Consider the following 16,631-nt stretch of genomic DNA (forward strand, 5'->3'; position numbering starts at 1 on the left):
CAGCGATAAACAAAGATTAAGTTCTAAACACAAAAAAAGGCAAGCTAATACTTAGCTTGCCTTAACCTTTATCTATTATGCAGCGAGAATATTCTCGGCAACGATAAAGTGAGCATCCTCAGCGAAAGACTGAAACTGGTCGACAATCTTTTGCATTTCTTCGGTTTGGATATCACTCAGAAATGCGTCCTCAGATTCAATATGTATTACCTCAAAGTAATCCCATGGTGAGGGTTTATCTTGGCCAAACATGCTGATCCCTTTGAATACTTCGAACGATGACACGCTGCTGAGCTTGTTTACCGTGGGTAAATCGGACTCTTTGGCCCATTGCAGATACTGTGTTTCGTCTGTTGCCGCTTTTAGGTTAAAAAATACGATCAGTGTTTTAGCTGACATGCAGTGTTTCCTTGATAATTGTTGGCTTTGCTACAGGTGCATCCAACACAGATTGTGTTTGTTGATTCGCTAAATAGATGCATAGCAAAGCGCATGCAATACACACCATGGCGGCAATGCGCCAGTAATTCAGTTCAATTGGAGCATTACCGAGCCAGCCCTGAGTATCGATCACCAGACTCATGATCATCTGACCCAAAATAGTCGCTACTGTTGCGATGGCAACACCAACCTTGGGTACCGCAGCAACCATAACGATCATATAAAAGATGCCAAACAGTGCCCCTGCCAGTTGCCATTTGGGAACCGTCAACAGTGTGGCGTCATAGCTAGGTTCAAAGAAAAAGATCAATAAACCGGTAATGACAGTACCCATACTAAATGTCAGTAGCGAGCTCTCAATCACACCCACTTTGGCGCCAAGTTGCCCATTTATCGCCGCTTGAGCGCTAAGCGCCATACCTGACGCAATCGCCAGTAAAATAATTAAGGTCATTGCTGTCCCCCTAAGTAGACAAAACAAAGCGCTAGAAAAATAAACATCAAGCCAAGCACACGCAATGGGTTTGTTGCTTGCTTTGGCATAGAGAACCAACCGAAGTAATCGATGGCAAAACTCTTTGTGATTTGCCCAAACAGGACACAAACCATCGTCATCGCCACACCTAAAATGGGTGTCGATAACGTAAGAATCACCACGTACACGGGCCCCAGCAAGCCACCAACAAGCTGCCATTTTGGAATCGTATTCCAAGCCTTAAACTTTCCTTGCGGTGTGAAGTGGCGGATAATCCAAAGGAGCGCAGTACCAACACCAAAGATGCTCAATGTTGCCCATAGATGACCAACTTGCTCGCCTAGAGGGCCTAACAGGCCTGCCTCGAAAGACAGCCCCATTCCTGCAATCACGATCAGAACAATAAAGATAATGTTCATCGTGGATCAAACAGCGCTACTGCTGAGTGATAAGCATAGGCTTTGCCGTTCGGATAAGAGACAAGCTCTAACTGCATCCCCCAAGGCGCCATAAAGTAGACCCAAGACTCGCCACCTGTGGGACCTTCCGTCATAGTGGTCGGCTCTCCAAGGACTTGAATACCTTGCTCTCTTAGATACGATACTGCGGCATTCATATCCTCAACATAAAAAGCGAGGTGATGACCGCCAATGTCTGCGTTATTAGGCACAGTTTTGTTGCGTTCTACCGTGTCTGCGTATTCAAAGATCTCTAAGTTGATCCCTTTGGCATTCATCACCGCTATTTTGGTGATCTCAGCGCGTGGATTAACATTTAGGTGATCTGTCATCCAATTATCATCTGAAGCGAATGGGCCAAACTGGTACGCCAATTCAAACTCAAAGAGCTCTTGGAAAAAGGTAATCGCCTCATCTAGATTTGGAACCGTGAAGCCGATGTGGTCTGGTTTTTTTAAGCCTGGAATAGCCATTAGAAATCTCCTCGTTCGTGACGAATCTTATTTAATGCACCCATAGTGGTCGCACCCTTATTGAAGCCTGTGTATGCCGATGCAAACACAATTAATTCTTCAAGCTCTGCATAGGTAGCACCTTGCTTAAGCGCCATATCAACGTGGGCTCCAAATGGATTACCTTCCCCCGTTACACTCAACGCCATTTGGTCAATGACGATGGTGATTAGTGCTTTAGTTTTCTGGTCAATTAAAGGCATGCCCCATGCTTCTCCAGCAACGCGCACTGTCATATCGCCCCATACTGGATTGATTGATTTAAGGCCATCAATCAGTGCTTGGTCATCCAGCACTGCATTTTCATATTTCTTAGTCATACTCGACACTCTCGTTAGTGAATCTTGTTCGCTGTAGCGGATGTCGGGCATTATAGAGAGCGAGGGGTTTTGAAAAACTAGCGGAATGGAATAAGACTTATGCAGATCTTGCACAAGTGCTTGGAAAAGGGAAAAGTGGGAATGTAACTGACTGGGATTGGAGATTAGTTATGTTGGAGGAGTACCTCACTTGTAGTTTTTTGGACATTTGCGTGTTGGATGTTTTAGTCATCTAGTGGGCGTTGTTGATCAAATCAGGAAAAGGACGTAGCTATCCTACGGAACTTGCCAGCTAGCTTCTAATGGGCATACCTAGCCCTAGGACTTTATTCATCGCCTTGACATTTGCCAACGCCTCACCAACTTGAGCGTTATAACATCTCAAGCTCAATGTTCCGCTAGTCAGTCCTTTATATCGGGACATTGCCGTCTCAGAGATTGAACGGTCGTGATAGCCAGAGTCAGTTTTCCACTGAGCTAACGAATCGCTTTTAAGTGCATCGACCACTTTATTCCGAGGGTGTCCCTCTTCCCAATAACCAGCATTTTTCCGAGGAGGTATGAGAGGTTTGCAACCCTTATTCTGCAATACTTCATGGCACTTTTTCGTGTCGTAAGCACCATCTGCTGATACAGAATGCACTTTTCTACGAAGCGGATTCAGCAATGTTGGGAGAGCTTCACTATCACCGACATTGACGAGGCTGACTTCTGCGCTAATCACATCATGAGTATCAACATCAACGGCCAGATGCAGTTTACGCCAAGTCCGACGTTTTTCTGCTCCATGCTTTTTAACTTTCCATTCACCTTCACCAAAGACTTTCAGACCTGTTGAATCAATAGCAATATGGCGAACTGAGCCTTTAGATTTGTTCTTGTATTGTACCTGAACGGTCTTTGAGCGCTTGCTAATACTGCTGTAGTTTGGGGAGCGCAAAGGGACGTTCATCAAGGCAAAAATGGAGTCGATAAAACCTTGAAGCGCACGTAACGGGAGTGAGAATATCCCTTTAACCATCAAAGCGGTTTCAATAGCAGTATCAGAAAACTGAAAGCCTCTGCCACGTTTTCCATGGTGTCTTTTGCATTGCCACGCTTCAACGGCTGAGTCGTCAATCCAAAACGTTACTGAGCCTCGCTTACACAAGGCTTCATTATACTCACTCCAATTCACTATCTTCTTCTTCGATTTACCCATAACACCACCATGCTTCTACTACATGGGATCAGATCGCAGGATTTAGAAAAGGTTCAACTGATTTAGTCAACAACGCCCATCTAGTGCATAGAGGATAATATGAGGTAAGGAAGTACTAACTCAGGCGCCCAGTTGATACCACACGTGCTCAATGACACAGACAATCGCTAAACCTCAGACATCAAGCACCCATTACCGACGGAGCACCGCGATCCATCGCCCCAAGTTCAACAAGCTGGTCAGCGAGGCAGCAACATAGGTCAGCGCCGCCGCCTTGAGAATTTTTCCCGCATGCTCCAGATCACCATCGTGCAGGTAGCCGCCTTCCTTGAGGATAGGCAGAGCCTTGCCATAACTAGCATCGAACTCAACCGGAAGAGTCACCAGGTGCACCATAGTACTTAGTGCCATTGAAACAATACCAATCACTATCGTTATCGCTCCCGCTTGCGGCAGACGGGTTAGCATTAGGACAAGCGGAGCAGCCACCAGCATTATTCCGGCAATACGCTCGCCAACCATGGCAGTCTTTACGAGTTTCTGCCGCGCCAGGAACAAAGCCTCTCCACGAGAATCCTGAATGGCATGCCCCACTTCATGGGCGGCTACAGTCACTGCTGTCAGCGAATATCCTGAGTGGTTTTCCGGCGTCAGTCGCACAGCCTTAGCCACCGGGTCATAGTGATCACCTGCAGAGGTCTCCTCTACCACGACGTTACTCAAGCCGGAGCAATCCAGCAGATGGCGAGCAAGTTCACCCCCGCTTCCCTGCTTGCGGTAGCGATCAGCCGGCTGACTGTACTTTTGCATCACATGCTTGACCCACAGGCCCGGCAGGAAGACGCATATCGCGATTATGAGTAATAGGACTATCCAGAACATTTAAACAGTATGCCAAGAGAATTGTGTGACTACGATATATTATACGCATAGAAATGAGCAACAGATGCTTTCCGACAATAGGCTGACTCGAGATGGACAAAGGTGTGTCAGTGGTTTTACTAATTTAGTAGTTCGCGGATTATCTTATGTATGGGAAAGGTAACGCCAAGATAATAGGCGCGGCCTTTTTTGCGTCCGGTTGTCCTAGCGACTCTTTGATAGGACAACGAAATTAATCGCCTTGTTATACCGCTTGGCAGAGGCTAAAATGACCTAATTAAAGACCACCTTAGAGACCTATTATATGACCACTAGAATTTTAGCTGATGTTGCCGCAAGCATCACTGAGTTGAAAGCTAACCCTATGAAAGTTGCAACTAGTGCTTATGGCGAACCTGTCGCTGTACTAAACCGAAATGAACCAGCATTCTATTGCGTACCTGCCGAAGCGTACGAAATGATGATAGACAGACTCGAAGATCTTGAACTACTAGCTATTGCTAAAGAGCGTGAATCTGAAGAGAGCATTTCGGTAAATATTGATGACCTTTAAACTCAACTTTAAAAAGAGCGCACTCAAAGAGTGGAAAAAGCTTGGTTCAACATTACAACAACAATTTAAGAAAAAGCTAATCGAGCGCTTAGACAACCCACATGTTCCGGCGTCAAGACTTTCTGGAGCTGAAAACATATATAAAATTAAGCTGCGTCAATCAGGCTACCGTCTCGTCTACAAAGTTGAAGACGATGTCGTCATTGTAACCGTCTTAGCAGTAGGAAAACGAGAACGAAGCGATGTTTACGTTAAAGCTATGAAAAGGTTAGATAATTGATTGCGAAATAACGCCGGCAGCACCAGCTTGTTTTAAGTTGATTGAGCGAGCAGCGAAAGCAGCTTAAAACAAGTCTGCGTGACTGCCCTTGTTATGCACTTTCATACTCTCTAGTAACTTCTACCTGAACAACCTTTTGAAAAAATCCGACTTTAGCATTTACATCTGTTCTGTAGGCCTTTAGATCATCGTAGTCAGGTGTATTCTTATTGCTGCAGATAAACACATTAACCGACGACAATAAATTATAAGCTGCAATCCTGATTTCATCTTCAGACATTATTTGCACTTGGTTAAATGAGGTCAGGTATTCTTTGTAGTCCTCTGTGTCGCCACAGAAGGTGCTGCTAAGATATGACTGAACCAGAGCTTCAGATTTTGACAAAAAATCTACGTAGATCTTTTTCTTTTGTTCTTGTAGATCATAAAATCTAGCGCGCCTTTCCTTTTCTAGCTCGTGATTCTGATTCCTTTTTAACATCAAGTAGCCAGAAACTGCGGTAATCATCGCGCCAAGGCCAATTTTTAACGCCGTATCGGCAACTTCGATCCATGTGGTGCTCATTTAATACCCTTGCGTCGATGAGGCATAACAGCTTAATAGTGCGACATCTCAAATGCACCTGTCACTCATAATACAAAACTAAGTGCAACTTATTGTTTTTATGAGGTAAAGTTTTGAACCAAATCATTTATTCCCAGAAAAAACGAGACATTGCACTAACTCATTCCCATTATCGCTGTTGCACGCAGATTGTAATGCATTGATAGGTAGACAAAAACTTCATCCCATGGCGACAAAACGAGAAGTATCAGAAGCGTAAACAAGCCTGTTTTCGAGAAACTTATGCCCACGCTCATTAATCCTGTACAGACGTTGATTATCCAAGTTACCTTTTATGCTCTAAGGGCATTAGTTTTTGTATCGCAAAACTTTTGACCCACAAAACTGGCTCGGTATAACGAAACAAACTTTGGGACAAAAAAGAATTACTACCACAGAGCTAAACCGTTCCAAGACTTCGCTTTGATTGCAATTATTAGTGATCGATACATCATGATTAGCTCGGTTATCAAGCAGAATTAACTTAACAGCCAAGTTGTGACAAGCTCGAAGGTTGGAAATAAAGCGAGAGTAGAAAGAGATGTCATTGAGCAAAACAAAAAAAACGCCGATTGATTTGCATCATCGGCGTTTAGTGTGTGTTGATTCGCTTACTTCTTAGTGCCTGCAGCTTTATTTCTCACGATATTACGTAATCGTGCGCTTCTCTCAGCAGAACCCTGACTGGCATCAGAAGGGTTGTTCGTGCGGGTTTTACGGTTTTTGAATGCTGGTTTGCTGTGCATTTTCTGCAATAGAGCATCACGGCTTTTTGGCTCGTATCCTGCTTGCTCTACACGTCGAATCGTATGACCAATCAACGACTCAACTTGTTGCAATGTCAGTTCTTCTTCACGGCTGACAAAAGACACAGCATGACCTTTTTGACCAGCGCGGCCTGTTCGGCCAATGCGGTGGACATAATCTTCTGCCAAAAATGGCATATCGAAATTCACTACGTGTGGAAGGCCTTTAATATCTAAGCCACGAGCAGCCACATCGGTTGCAATCATCACTCGTGCCTTGCCTTCTTTAAACTCATCAAGCGCTCTACGACGGGCACTTTGGGCTTTATCGCCGTGACAGAGTACCGCTTTAATGCCGTCCAGTTTGAGTTCTTTCAATAGCATGTTGGCCGTTTCTTTGTAGTTCACAAAGACCAATACCTGTTGCCAGTTCTTACGACCAATAAGTTCAGACAGCATTTCATTCTTTCTTTCTTGGTCCACTGGGTAGACAACATGCGCGACAGTATCTGCCGTCACGTTTTCTTGAGTGACGGAAACTTTTTTCGGTTGATTCAACATTTCCGCCGCTAGTTTGTTCATTTGCGATGAGAACGTCGCCGAGAACAGCATCGTCTGTGGCTTCGTTGAAACACCAGACATAATGGTTTCAATTGATGAAATAAAGCCCATGTCTAACATACGGTCAGCTTCATCGAAAACCAAGAATTCAAGATTCTGTAGGGAAACATTTTTCTCATCCAGATGCTCAATTAAGCGACCTGGTGTTGCCACTAAAATGTCGACGCCGTTCTTTAGCTTTTGAACCTGAGATGACATTTTCACGCCACCATAAATGGCAGCAACACTCAATGATGTGTACTTGATATAATCTTCAATGCTTTGCGCAATCTGTGCAGCCAATTCACGAGTTGGTGCAAGAACCAGTGCTCGTGTTTGAAAGTGCTTAGTCACTTTGGTCTTGTCTAATAGCTGCTGAATAATTGGCAGAGCGAAAGCGGCAGTTTTACCTGTCCCTGTTTGAGCATTCGCTAAGATATCGTGCCCTTTACGAGCGAGAGGGATCGCTTTCTGCTGAACAGGAGTAAGTTTTTCGTAGCCGCACTCGGACAGTGCTTTCACAATTTCTGGAGAAAAATTCTGAGATGAAAATGACATTGTTGTGTTCCTAAATTAAGCGGCTACGACCACGTAAAGCATAACCAAAAATACGGTCGCAGATTGTAGAACAAACTGCATCGGAACGGCAGGCTTTTTACCAATTCGTCGCAATAAGCTCGAAAATATGACAATTTAATGGCAACAAGTCCTCTAGTGGCCATTTTTTTAAAGTAAAAGTGCGGCTTAACCACTCCCAACGACTAACAGTGTAGTGGACTATCAAATACCGGCAAGCAAAAACTCCTTTGCCTCAATTGCATGCATTTCTAGATATTAAACCGGCTATGTATCGCGAGGGATCAAACACGTCGCACTAAATTTGTAATTGCCATATCAAGCACCAAAGCAATCCGGCAACTTCAAATTCAACCCAGAAAAACCAATACAGATGTTTAGAAAAGCCTGAAAACTGTAAATAAGACCTGGGCTTAAATTAATCTTTCAATGGCTTATGATTGCAAGTTTACCAGCAACTGTTCGCACTGTTTCTTCAAAAGCGTAAGTTCTTGTTCATCCATCTTTGAAAGGCAAAACATCTCTACAGGCACCTGTTGTGCCTGCTGTTTCAAGTCTACACCTGCTGGTGTCAATGTAATCACACGCACTCGCTCATCTTCTTTACTTCGCGTTCTGCGCACATAGTCTTTTGCTTCTAGGCGTTTAAGCAGTGGTGTTAGCGTTCCAGAATCTAGATGAGTTTTCTCTCCTAACGTTTTCACATTCACTTCTTCTTGTTCCCAAAGCACCATCATGACGATGTATTGAAGGTAGGTAAGGTCAAGCGCTTTAAGCAAGGGTTGATAAGCTCTGCCCATTGCATTTGACGCACTATAAAGTGCAAAGCACACCTGATTGTCTAGCTTTAGGTATTCATCTTGATCGCTCATCTTCATCTCGCCCCGCAATTACATTGTGCACAATATACTTGCGCACTTAGATTTTATCAATTAGTATGAACTCAAAATTAGATTGCGCACAACCTAATTGCCATCAATTTAAATTCAAGGATCTCAACAATGACTACGCTATACACTACTTCAGCTACCGCAACAGCAGGCCGTAACGGTCAAGTATCTACTGACGACAACCTACTTTCCGTTGCACTAAGTTACCCTAAAGAAATGGGTGGTACTGGCAGTGCAACCAACCCAGAGCAACTTTTTGCCGCTGGCTATTCTGCGTGTTTCTCAAATGCTCTATTACACGTTGCTAAAGAAATGAAGATTAAAATCAGTTCTGCTCCGACTACCGCAACTGTAGGTATTGGTCCAAATGCAAGCGGCGGTTTTGCATTGACGGTAGCGTTATCTGTTGAATTAGATCTAGACCAAGAGCAAGCCTTCACATTAGTAAGAACAGCCCACCAAGTTTGTCCGTACTCAAACGCAGTTCGTGGCAACATCGATGTAAAACTGTCGGTGAATGGTCAAGCCGTTTAATCCCACAATAAACCGATAGAAAACTAGGCGAATTGCCTGTTCAAAAGAATATTTAATAAAAGGGACACCCTATGCGCGCAGTACGAATTCACCAATATGGTGGCACTGAAACATTGAAGTTAGAGCAGATTGATAAACCAACAATTAATGACGATGACATCCTAATTCAAGTAAAAACCGCCTCTATCAACCCTGTTGATTGGAAGATTCGTGAAGGCTATTTGAAAGACTTCATCCCTTACGCATTGCCTATTACGCTAGGTTGGGATGTATCCGGTATCGTTACTCAAGTAGGCAGCAATGTCAGTCAGTTTTCTGTAGGTGACGAAGTCTTTAGCCGCCCCGATATTGCGCGTGATGGCAGTTACGCTGATTACATTGCAGTTAAAGCAGATGAAGCGGTATTAAAATCGACTAAACTCGATTTTGTACAAGCTGCTGCCCTTCCACTCGCGGGTATTACTGCATGGCAGTGCTTGGTCGATGTCGCCAATATCCAGACGGGTCAACGAGTCCTAATTCATTCTGGTGCGGGTGGTGTTGGTCACCTCGCGATTCAAATAGCCAAAGCCAAAGGCGCAACAGTTGTTGCTACCGCATCATCAGCAAACCTTGAACTATTAACTCAGTTTGGTGCAGATGAAGCGATTGATTACTCTAAAGCACCGTTAAGTGAACAGATTTCACCGGTTGATGTGGTTCTCGATACAATGGGCGGAGAAGTGCAGCAACTATCTTGGTCGTTACTTAAGCCTAATGGCATGATGGTTTCTGTTGTTGAGCCACCAAGTGAAGAGACAGCAAAAGAGCACAATGTACAAGCCGCATTTGTCTTCATACAACCAAGCGCACGCATTCTTACTGAGCTTAATAAGTTGGTTGAATCTGATCAGCTTCGCCCGTTCGTAGAGCACCGCTTCCCACTAGAGAACATTGCTGATGCTCACCTTCAAAGCCAATCAGGTCGTACACGAGGTAAGATTGGTATAGAAGTAAGCTAAGCTTTCTTTACGATAATCTTATTGGTGACTTATCTAAGTTGCTGACAATACACTGCACGATAAGAACGGATTCACTATGAGTAGATGCTTGTAATGTGGTTGATGATTTTGTGGGGTGGTGTAGAAGAAAAAGTGAAGTGCAGAAACGCAATAACTTGCGCTGACTAAATATCTGCACTTCAGGGGAATCCAGTAAGCGAGTCTTGGATAAAGCTCACTTACTGGACGTTTACTCTGTTATGCGTTCGCCAAGGCTATTTTCATTTGGCTAGCAACTTTGTCGACTTTGCCAAGCCCAACAATAACTTGAAGACCACTCTTACCCATTGGTACGACGCCAGCCGCACCTAAGGCAAGTAACGCTTTCTTATCTGCAAGTGATGAATCTTTTACTGTCAGGCGTAAGCGAGTAATACAGTTATCGACTTCAACAATATTGTCTCTGCCACCAATCGCTTCTATGTAGCTCACCGTTAAACCTTCGATACTTTGTTCTTTTACTTCTTCTTCATCATCTTCACCACGACCCGGTGTTTTTAGGTTGAACTTGATGATAGCGAATCTAAAAATAGAGTAATAAAGCACAAAGAACACGATGCCTTGCAGTATTAACATGTACCACTGCGTCGCAAGTGGGTTCTGACTTGAAAGTACAAAGTCTACAAAGCCTGCCGAGAAACCAAACCCAGCCATCCATTGCATACTTGCAGCAATGAACAGTGATAGACCCGTTAGAACCGCATGAATCAGGTAAAGCACTGGCGCTAAGAACATAAAGCTGAACTCTAGAGGTTCTGTGATGCCGGTAAAGAATGATGCCATTGCCGCAGCCAGCATGATCGAGAACGTCTTGTTCTTATTTTTAGCATCAGCGCAGTGATACATTGCCAACGCTGCAGCTGGAAGACCAAACATCATGATAGGGAAGAAGCCGGCTTGATACATGCCCGTTGTGCCAGGGATACCTGTGCCATTGGCAATCGACTGAGCACCACCCAGGAAGTTTGGAATATCGTTGATACCCACCACATCAAACCAGAACACAGGATACAATGCGTGGTGCATACCCACAGTTAGCATTAATCGGTTAAAGAAGCCAAACAAGCCTGCCCCAACCGCACCTAGCGACTGTAGCTTAGTACCAAAGATGATCAGTGAATCGTAAACTACCGGCCATAGATACATCAAAACAAACGCCATTACCATGCCAGCAATAGAAGTCAGGATAGGCACAAGGCGCTTTCCGCTAAAGAAGGCTAACGCTTTTGGCAGTTCAACCGTTGAGTAGCGGTTATAAATTTCCGCTGAAATGATACCGAGCAAGATACCCACAAATTGGTTGTTGATCTTACCAAAGGCAGCAGGCACTTCCTCAATTGGCACGCTGAGCAACTGGGCAACACTACCAGGCTCTAGCAAGGTCGTTAAAACAAGAAAACAGATGAAACCGGAAAGTGCAGCTGACCCGTTCTTGTCTTTACTGAGACCGAAGGCAACGCCCATTGCGAAAAGCACTGCCATATTGTCGATGATGGCAGCACCCGACTTAATCAAGAATGCAGCCAGAACGCTGTCTGCTCCCCAACCGGTTGGATCAAGCCAATATCCAATACCCATTAAGATAGCAGCCGCAGGCAAGGTGGCGACAGGCACCATCAATGCTTTACCTACTTTCTGCATGTAACCGAGAATATTCATTTTGTAGACCTTACGTTATAGATTAAAAAAATTTAGTTATAGTGGTATCTATATCGCCGCTTGAATCTTATTTTCTGATTGAAATTAACTTCTTTAGGCGCAATTTACTCTTTAATTTGGCTACATTTGACCTAATTTCAGCTATCCAGACAAACGAAAAAAAAGTTACTATAGATGAAAATATTTCACCTATGAGGCGATATGGATACCAAACAGTTATTGCTAAGGAACATGCACACTTTCAATATTGCGGTGAAAAACATGAGCTTTAAGCGCACCGCTGACGAGCTGCATTTAACGCAAAGTGCGGTTAGTCATCGCATTAAAGGCCTAGAGAAAGAACTCGGTTTTAATCTGTTTGTTCGAGGCACAAGACAGCTTTCGTTGACACCTGAAGGTGAGCGCTTGTATTCCACCTTATCGCGCTCGCTTTCTAGCATTTTTAATGAAATTGACAGCATTCAGTCTTCTGATTTAACCGGAGAGTTAAGGATCTTAACCGCCCCTGGCTTTGCCAAAGAGTGGTTAGTACCAAGACTGGGACAGTTTCAGAAAGCGTTCCCACAGCTGAACTTGGTGATGAAACTCAATGAGGAAGCGTTGGATCTGGCGACGCAAGAGTTTGATGTCGCGTTTTACTATGGCGATTATCATCAGCCAAACATATACGCTATGCCACTATTTGAAGAGAAGTATTTGCCTGTTTGTTCCCCCCAATATGCGAAACAACATCGCCTATTAGAGCGGGGCCATGAAGGATTAAAAGAGGTGAATTTTTTGCACTCAACCCCTTCAACCGCTTGGCAGCGATGGTTAGATTCGGTCGGATGCGATATTGATTGCCTGAAGCACAGTTACCAATTTTCTCAGCAGGGTTTGGCCGTGGACGCCGCTAAGCACTCCGTTGGGGTTGCGATTGGCAGACTGCGGTTTATAACAGATGCCATTGAATCCGGAGAACTGTTAGCCCCCTTCTCTGCTATGGAGACCAAACAGCACTACGCATTACTCTGTGTAGAAGGCATGCAAGATAGACCGAAAATAGCGGCCTTTATTCAGTGGGTAAAAAGTGAGTTAGAGCAGTAGTTTATGTTATGTGCCGTATGAGGTGTAACGCCACCTGTTGAGTCGGAAGCTTGTTTGTAGTTGGTGATTCAATTGAATAACGACTTCATAAACGTTTCGTTAGCAACAAAGCATTGAACTAGTGTGGAGGATGTTACTCATTCGAACTCCATTCTGCGCAGATACTTCACGTGGTTTTTCCTGATTTTTTCTTTATTTTCACATAACGTTTTGATACCCAATGGGTTTAATAATGGATAACAGCAAAATAGGTAGAATAAGAATACGGGAAAGTTCTGTCTAAAGCCGATATAGCTCAGGTCAGATCCACCATCTTAAAGTTACGACTACGTTAATCACGTATAGTTTTGCCATCTGTACGTTACTTACGTATACTTTGCGTATGAAAAGTATATTTGTCGAATCAACCATATTTGAAAAGTATCGCAATGAATATCTAAGTGATGATGAGTTTAGGCTTTTTCAAGCTGAGTTAATGTCTAACCCAAAACAAGGGGACGTGATTCAGGGTACAGGTGGTTTGCGAAAGATTCGAGTTGCAAGTAAAGGTAAGGGCAAGCGTGGCGGGTCTCGGGTTATCTATTACTTCCTCGATGAAAGACGTCGTTTCTACTTACTGACAATTTATGGCAAGAATGAAATGTCCGATTTAACCGCAGACCAAAAGAAACAACTAAAGGCTTTTATGGAGGCGTGGCGTAATGAGCAATCGTGATCTATTTGCAGAGTTAAGTTCAGCTCTTGTTGAGGCTCAAGAGCATTCCGAGGGTAAACTAACCCTTAAAACTCATCATGTTAACAATATCAGTGAGCTAGATATTTCACCTGATGAAATCGTGAGTATTCGTGAGCAGTTTAATATGTCGCGTGGTGTGTTTGCGCGTTTGCTGCATACATCATCTCGTACACTAGAAAACTGGGAACAAGGGCGTAGCGCACCAAATGGACAAGCGGTAACCCTTCTAAAATTGGTTCAGCGTCATCCTGAAACTCTGTCTCATATCGCTGAACTATAAGCGCTTAAGGATTTAAGATACTGTTTCTAATCTGATAGAAACGGTTTAGCTCAGTAGTCGTAAATCGTTTATGTACAAAAACGTATTTCATAATCACATAACTAATGACATAAAAAAGACCTGAATAATCAGGTCTTTACACTAAGAGTTTTGAGTCATTACTACTTTACTAGAGTGATGCCCTTGCTCGGGTCAATGTCCTTGTACAGGAACTCTCTCGTTGGTGCATAGTGACGCACTAGCACGTTCCATTCTTGACCCTCTTGTAAGCCATCTAACGGAATATTGTTAGCTCCGTATTTCTCTTCATCACACCCAAAGTATACAGTGTATGTACCATCTGCATTTGGCTGAGCTACACCACTGTTGGTGCTTGCATCATCATTGAACATGAAGCCATCTTCGTTGTAGACGGTGAATGACCAGAAGCCTTTGTTTTTTGGGTCTTCAAATGTCACTGAGTGACACTGCGTTGACTCAAAGTTAGGCGAGTATTGATAGATGTTATCTTTAAACGTCGCCCCACCCCATCCGTAAGCTGCACCTTGGATGCGCTTTTCTGCAGTTGTGTACTCTCCTGTACCGAACATCTTCTCAGAGTCAGCAACACCTTCTACAGCAATTTCAGTCAAAATTTCTTTCTTCACTGGCTCAAGTTTTGCTGCAAGCGTTGGCAAGTCGTAGCCACCAAAGATTGGGTAGTCATCTTTTGAGCCCGCTTTGATCACTAACTGATCTTGCAGCTTATTAAGCTCTGCAATTTCTTGTTTATCATGAAGGTTTGGAAGGTAAGTACGAACAATCACGAACATGAATTTTGTCGAGTTTGGCACTTCTAGCGTTTCATTACCCTTGGTGTAAACCATGTCATAAGTTTGGTGGTTTTCATCAGTAAACTGCACCATTACAAAACGGTCACCAAAGTCAGGTAGCGTCACTGTCGCGCCTTTTTCCGTATCAACTACTGCAGTAGAGTAGATAGTGTCACGGTTCATGCGCACGATTGGCTGTTCTTCAGTCAATGGTGGCGTACGGAAGTGTCTCCAGCTATTTACGCCATCTGTTGCTTTTGCTTCAGTTACTGCAAAGTACTTAGAAGTTTCAGCTTGAATATAGTTGTCTCGATTAACATTCACTTCAGCAGAGGCCATATTTGACATGCCTAGGATACTTATCGCGATTGGTGCTAGTAGAAATTTTTTCATCTATTCAATACCTCAATTCTTTCTAAGTAAAATGCAACCACTGTATAAAAACGGTTGATTCAAATTTTATGCTTATCAATGAATTACAATCATTGTCTCAGCAAGTACGAAAGAGTTTATGGTGTACTGAGGGGAATCACAAATTCCCATTTACAATATCAATAATAAATGAAATGCATATCATGGCATTCTTGATATATATTTTACGCATACCGAGATGGTAACAAGATCCTAGAACCCAGGGCCCAGGATCTCGACTTTATCTACGCCCTACGCTTTTTGAACGTATGCCATCCAGCACTTAAAATGGTTTTGATCACCACTCCAAGCGCACTTAATTTAGGGTCGGTATTTTTGCCATCAGCAATACGCCACATTTGGTGCTCGTACCATACCAATCCAACCATCGCCATTTTATCGAGCGCAGGCTTACCCGTAGTAGGAACGGTCAAAGGCATTCCATAGTGAGGGTCTTCGATTAGCTTGTTGGGAAAATCAGGGTCTACAGCCATGGTTCGAGCAATACCAATAAAGTCAGTGGCCGATGTATTCAATGCTTCATTCATTGCTGGCGCCGTTCTAAAGCCCCCCGTCACAACCAGCGGCGTGCTCACCAAGTCTCTCACCTTAACCATATAATCCATAAAATAGGCTTCACGTTTTATGGTGCTGGCTTTCACGGGCTCACTTTTCTTCTTAGAACCCATCATAGACGGGCTTTCATAAGTACCACCGGAGATCTCGATAAGGTCGATACCATTTTCACTTAAAGCCTGCACCACCTGCATCGACTCTTCTTCTGTAAAGCCGCCTTTCATAAAGTCAGCGCTATTGAGCTTGATCCCTACAGGGAAATCATCGCCAACCTCTTTACGTATGGCGCGATACACTTCTAGTACAAATCGAAGTCGATTTTCTAATGAACCACCCCATTGATCATCTCGCTGATTGTGGCGTGATGATAGAAACTGACTTACTAGATAACCATGAGCGCCATGGATTTGCACTCCAGTAAAACCCGCACGCTTTGCAAGCTTGGCACTAGTGACAAACTTATTAATAATCTCAAAGATTTCCGCTTCAGTTAATGCGCGCGGAGTATTAAAGCCTTTCTCCAAACCACTACCCAATGAAATAGCAGAAGGCGCTACCGGCTTATCACAAAGAAACTTGGGAATTTGCTTGCCTGGGTGGTTGAGTTGCATCCATATCTGCGAGCCATTTTGCTTTCCAGCACTCGCCCACTCAGTAAATAGCGACAAGTCGCTTTGCTCATCAAGAACCACATTCTTAGGTTCACCAAGGGCACTTCGATCCACCATGACATTGCCCGTAATGGATAGACCAATCCCGCCTTTAGCCCAGCGTAGGTATAGGGTTGCTATACCCGAGGTCGGGTTATGCTGCTTATCTCCAAGCTGCTCACTCATCGCTGATTTAAACAGACGATTCTTAATGACTTGGCCATTGGTAAGGGTGAAAGGTTTACTGAGATCGATTGAATTCATGCTTGCTCTAACAATTAGATAATCTTGGTATGATGCGTGCAGTAT

General features: G+C 43.8%; 20 protein-coding genes. 7 read left to right on the forward strand and 13 right to left on the reverse strand.

Annotated features, from left to right (window positions below; all coding sequences use genetic code 11):
• Positions 1-75 precede the first annotated feature (75 nt).
• From A6E01_RS18195 to A6E01_RS18225, 7 genes are all read right to left on the reverse strand, one after another.
• On the reverse strand, positions 76-399 hold the full coding sequence (locus A6E01_RS18195; RefSeq protein ID WP_017028219.1) for a hypothetical protein: 324 nt from the start codon (positions 397-399) through the stop codon (positions 76-78).
• Positions 389-895 carry a DMT family transporter gene (locus tag A6E01_RS18200; RefSeq protein ID WP_017028220.1) on the reverse strand — a complete coding sequence of 169 codons (507 nt, stop codon included), beginning with the start codon at positions 893-895 and terminating at the stop codon, positions 389-391. Before A6E01_RS18200 ends, A6E01_RS18195 begins: the two co-directional genes overlap by 11 nt.
• A complete protein-coding gene (locus A6E01_RS18205) occupies positions 892-1,335 on the reverse strand; it encodes a DMT family transporter (RefSeq protein ID WP_017028221.1) in 444 nt (147 codons plus the stop codon). Before A6E01_RS18205 ends, A6E01_RS18200 begins: the two co-directional genes overlap by 4 nt.
• Positions 1,332-1,847 carry a VOC family protein gene (locus A6E01_RS18210; RefSeq protein WP_017028222.1) on the reverse strand — a complete coding sequence of 172 codons (516 nt, stop codon included), beginning with the start codon at positions 1,845-1,847 and terminating at the stop codon, positions 1,332-1,334. The genes A6E01_RS18205 and A6E01_RS18210 overlap by 4 nt, the downstream gene beginning before the upstream one ends.
• Positions 1,847-2,206, reverse strand: a complete 360-nt coding sequence (locus tag A6E01_RS18215; RefSeq protein WP_065210943.1) for a carboxymuconolactone decarboxylase family protein — start codon at positions 2,204-2,206, stop codon at positions 1,847-1,849. Before A6E01_RS18215 ends, A6E01_RS18210 begins: the two co-directional genes overlap by 1 nt.
• 292 nt (positions 2,207-2,498) lie before the next feature.
• A complete protein-coding gene (locus A6E01_RS18220) occupies positions 2,499-3,407 on the reverse strand; it encodes an IS5 family transposase (RefSeq protein WP_017027019.1) in 909 nt (302 codons plus the stop codon).
• A gap of 192 nt (positions 3,408-3,599) precedes the next feature.
• Positions 3,600-4,289 (reverse strand): zinc metallopeptidase, encoded by a 690-nt coding sequence (locus A6E01_RS18225; RefSeq protein WP_065210944.1) that lies wholly within the window; start codon positions 4,287-4,289, stop codon positions 3,600-3,602.
• 304 nt (positions 4,290-4,593) lie between these two features.
• On the opposite strand from A6E01_RS18225, the gene A6E01_RS18230 reads away from it, so the two are divergent.
• Together A6E01_RS18230 and A6E01_RS18235 are read left to right on the forward strand one after the other, a co-directional pair.
• Positions 4,594-4,842, forward strand: coding sequence for a type II toxin-antitoxin system Phd/YefM family antitoxin (locus tag A6E01_RS18230; protein WP_017028225.1), 249 nt, complete (start codon positions 4,594-4,596; stop codon positions 4,840-4,842).
• Positions 4,832-5,122 carry a type II toxin-antitoxin system RelE family toxin gene (locus A6E01_RS18235; protein ID WP_017028226.1) on the forward strand — a complete coding sequence of 97 codons (291 nt, stop codon included), beginning with the start codon at positions 4,832-4,834 and terminating at the stop codon, positions 5,120-5,122. The genes A6E01_RS18230 and A6E01_RS18235 overlap by 11 nt, the downstream gene beginning before the upstream one ends.
• Positions 5,123-5,213: 91 nt before the next feature.
• Here A6E01_RS18235 and A6E01_RS18240 read toward each other — a convergent pair whose 3' ends face one another.
• The 3 genes from A6E01_RS18240 to ohrR form a co-directional block, all read right to left on the reverse strand.
• The gene (locus A6E01_RS18240) at positions 5,214-5,687 is read right to left on the reverse strand and encodes a hypothetical protein (protein WP_065210945.1); all 474 of its coding nucleotides are present in this window, start codon (positions 5,685-5,687) and stop codon (positions 5,214-5,216) included.
• 650 nt (positions 5,688-6,337) lie between these two features.
• On the reverse strand, positions 6,338-7,630 hold the full coding sequence (locus A6E01_RS18245) for a DEAD/DEAH box helicase (protein WP_017028228.1): 1,293 nt from the start codon (positions 7,628-7,630) through the stop codon (positions 6,338-6,340).
• Positions 7,631-8,082: 452 nt separating this feature from the next.
• Positions 8,083-8,520 (reverse strand): transcriptional regulator OhrR, encoded by a 438-nt coding sequence (ohrR, locus tag A6E01_RS18250; protein ID WP_418368974.1) that lies wholly within the window; start codon positions 8,518-8,520, stop codon positions 8,083-8,085.
• Between the two features lie 129 nt (positions 8,521-8,649).
• On the opposite strand from ohrR, the gene ohr reads away from it, so the two are divergent.
• Positions 8,650-9,072: an organic hydroperoxide reductase Ohr gene (gene ohr / locus A6E01_RS18255; RefSeq protein ID WP_017028230.1), complete on the forward strand. Its 423-nt coding sequence runs from the start codon at positions 8,650-8,652 to the stop codon at positions 9,070-9,072.
• Positions 9,073-9,143: 71 nt separating this feature from the next.
• The gene (locus tag A6E01_RS18260) at positions 9,144-10,073 is read left to right on the forward strand and encodes an NADP-dependent oxidoreductase (RefSeq protein WP_065210947.1); all 930 of its coding nucleotides are present in this window, start codon (positions 9,144-9,146) and stop codon (positions 10,071-10,073) included.
• 237 nt (positions 10,074-10,310) lie between these two features.
• On the opposite strand, the gene nagE is transcribed toward A6E01_RS18260, so the two are convergent.
• Positions 10,311-11,771 (reverse strand): N-acetylglucosamine-specific PTS transporter subunit IIBC, encoded by a 1,461-nt coding sequence (gene nagE / locus A6E01_RS18265; RefSeq protein WP_017028232.1) that lies wholly within the window; start codon positions 11,769-11,771, stop codon positions 10,311-10,313.
• Between the two features lie 201 nt (positions 11,772-11,972).
• On the opposite strand from nagE, the gene A6E01_RS18270 reads away from it, so the two are divergent.
• The 3 genes from A6E01_RS18270 (at position 11,973) to A6E01_RS18280 (ending at position 13,873) form a co-directional block, all read left to right on the forward strand.
• The gene (locus tag A6E01_RS18270; RefSeq protein WP_017028233.1) at positions 11,973-12,857 is read left to right on the forward strand and encodes a LysR substrate-binding domain-containing protein; all 885 of its coding nucleotides are present in this window, start codon (positions 11,973-11,975) and stop codon (positions 12,855-12,857) included.
• A 382-nt stretch (positions 12,858-13,239) separates the two neighbouring features.
• Positions 13,240-13,572: a type II toxin-antitoxin system RelE/ParE family toxin gene (locus A6E01_RS18275; RefSeq protein WP_017028234.1), complete on the forward strand. Its 333-nt coding sequence runs from the start codon at positions 13,240-13,242 to the stop codon at positions 13,570-13,572.
• Complete coding sequence (locus tag A6E01_RS18280) at positions 13,559-13,873, forward strand: helix-turn-helix domain-containing protein (protein ID WP_017028235.1); 315 nt, start codon at positions 13,559-13,561, stop codon at positions 13,871-13,873. The genes A6E01_RS18275 and A6E01_RS18280 overlap by 14 nt, the downstream gene beginning before the upstream one ends.
• 161 nt (positions 13,874-14,034) lie before the next feature.
• Here the strand turns inward: A6E01_RS18280 and A6E01_RS18285 are convergent, their stop codons facing one another.
• Positions 14,035-15,078: a DUF1254 domain-containing protein gene (locus tag A6E01_RS18285; RefSeq protein ID WP_065210948.1), complete on the reverse strand. Its 1,044-nt coding sequence runs from the start codon at positions 15,076-15,078 to the stop codon at positions 14,035-14,037.
• Positions 15,079-15,341: 263 nt separating this feature from the next.
• The gene (locus A6E01_RS18290; RefSeq protein WP_017028237.1) at positions 15,342-16,586 is read right to left on the reverse strand and encodes an NADH:flavin oxidoreductase/NADH oxidase family protein; all 1,245 of its coding nucleotides are present in this window, start codon (positions 16,584-16,586) and stop codon (positions 15,342-15,344) included.
• Positions 16,587-16,631: the final 45 nt, after the last annotated feature.

It is taken from the genome of Vibrio breoganii (genome assembly GCF_001677275.1).
In the GTDB taxonomy this organism is placed as follows: Bacteria; Pseudomonadota; Gammaproteobacteria; order Enterobacterales; family Vibrionaceae; genus Vibrio; species Vibrio breoganii.

Coding starts and splice junctions, on each gene's coding strand:
- A6E01_RS18220 (WP_017027019.1), bottom strand. CDS start 3,407: ATGGGTAAATCGAAGAAGAAGATAGTGAATTGGAGTGAGTATAATGAA.
- A6E01_RS18270 (WP_017028233.1), top strand. CDS start 11,973: ATGGATACCAAACAGTTATTGCTAAGGAACATGCACACTTTCAATATT.
- A6E01_RS18260 (WP_065210947.1), top strand. CDS start 9,144: ATGCGCGCAGTACGAATTCACCAATATGGTGGCACTGAAACATTGAAG.
- nagE (WP_017028232.1), bottom strand. CDS start 11,771: ATGAATATTCTCGGTTACATGCAGAAAGTAGGTAAAGCATTGATGGTG.
- A6E01_RS18195 (WP_017028219.1), bottom strand. CDS start 399: ATGTCAGCTAAAACACTGATCGTATTTTTTAACCTAAAAGCGGCAACA.
- A6E01_RS18280 (WP_017028235.1), top strand. CDS start 13,559: ATGAGCAATCGTGATCTATTTGCAGAGTTAAGTTCAGCTCTTGTTGAG.
- ohrR (WP_418368974.1), bottom strand. CDS start 8,520: ATGAGCGATCAAGATGAATACCTAAAGCTAGACAATCAGGTGTGCTTT.
- A6E01_RS18215 (WP_065210943.1), bottom strand. CDS start 2,206: ATGACTAAGAAATATGAAAATGCAGTGCTGGATGACCAAGCACTGATT.
- A6E01_RS18290 (WP_017028237.1), bottom strand. CDS start 16,586: ATGAATTCAATCGATCTCAGTAAACCTTTCACCCTTACCAATGGCCAA.
- A6E01_RS18200 (WP_017028220.1), bottom strand. CDS start 895: ATGACCTTAATTATTTTACTGGCGATTGCGTCAGGTATGGCGCTTAGC.
- A6E01_RS18240 (WP_065210945.1), bottom strand. CDS start 5,687: ATGAGCACCACATGGATCGAAGTTGCCGATACGGCGTTAAAAATTGGC.
- A6E01_RS18225 (WP_065210944.1), bottom strand. CDS start 4,289: ATGTTCTGGATAGTCCTATTACTCATAATCGCGATATGCGTCTTCCTG.
- A6E01_RS18285 (WP_065210948.1), bottom strand. CDS start 15,078: ATGAAAAAATTTCTACTAGCACCAATCGCGATAAGTATCCTAGGCATG.
- A6E01_RS18235 (WP_017028226.1), top strand. CDS start 4,832: ATGACCTTTAAACTCAACTTTAAAAAGAGCGCACTCAAAGAGTGGAAA.
- A6E01_RS18230 (WP_017028225.1), top strand. CDS start 4,594: ATGACCACTAGAATTTTAGCTGATGTTGCCGCAAGCATCACTGAGTTG.
- A6E01_RS18245 (WP_017028228.1), bottom strand. CDS start 7,630: ATGTCATTTTCATCTCAGAATTTTTCTCCAGAAATTGTGAAAGCACTG.
- ohr (WP_017028230.1), top strand. CDS start 8,650: ATGACTACGCTATACACTACTTCAGCTACCGCAACAGCAGGCCGTAAC.
- A6E01_RS18210 (WP_017028222.1), bottom strand. CDS start 1,847: ATGGCTATTCCAGGCTTAAAAAAACCAGACCACATCGGCTTCACGGTT.
- A6E01_RS18275 (WP_017028234.1), top strand. CDS start 13,240: ATGAAAAGTATATTTGTCGAATCAACCATATTTGAAAAGTATCGCAAT.
- A6E01_RS18205 (WP_017028221.1), bottom strand. CDS start 1,335: ATGAACATTATCTTTATTGTTCTGATCGTGATTGCAGGAATGGGGCTG.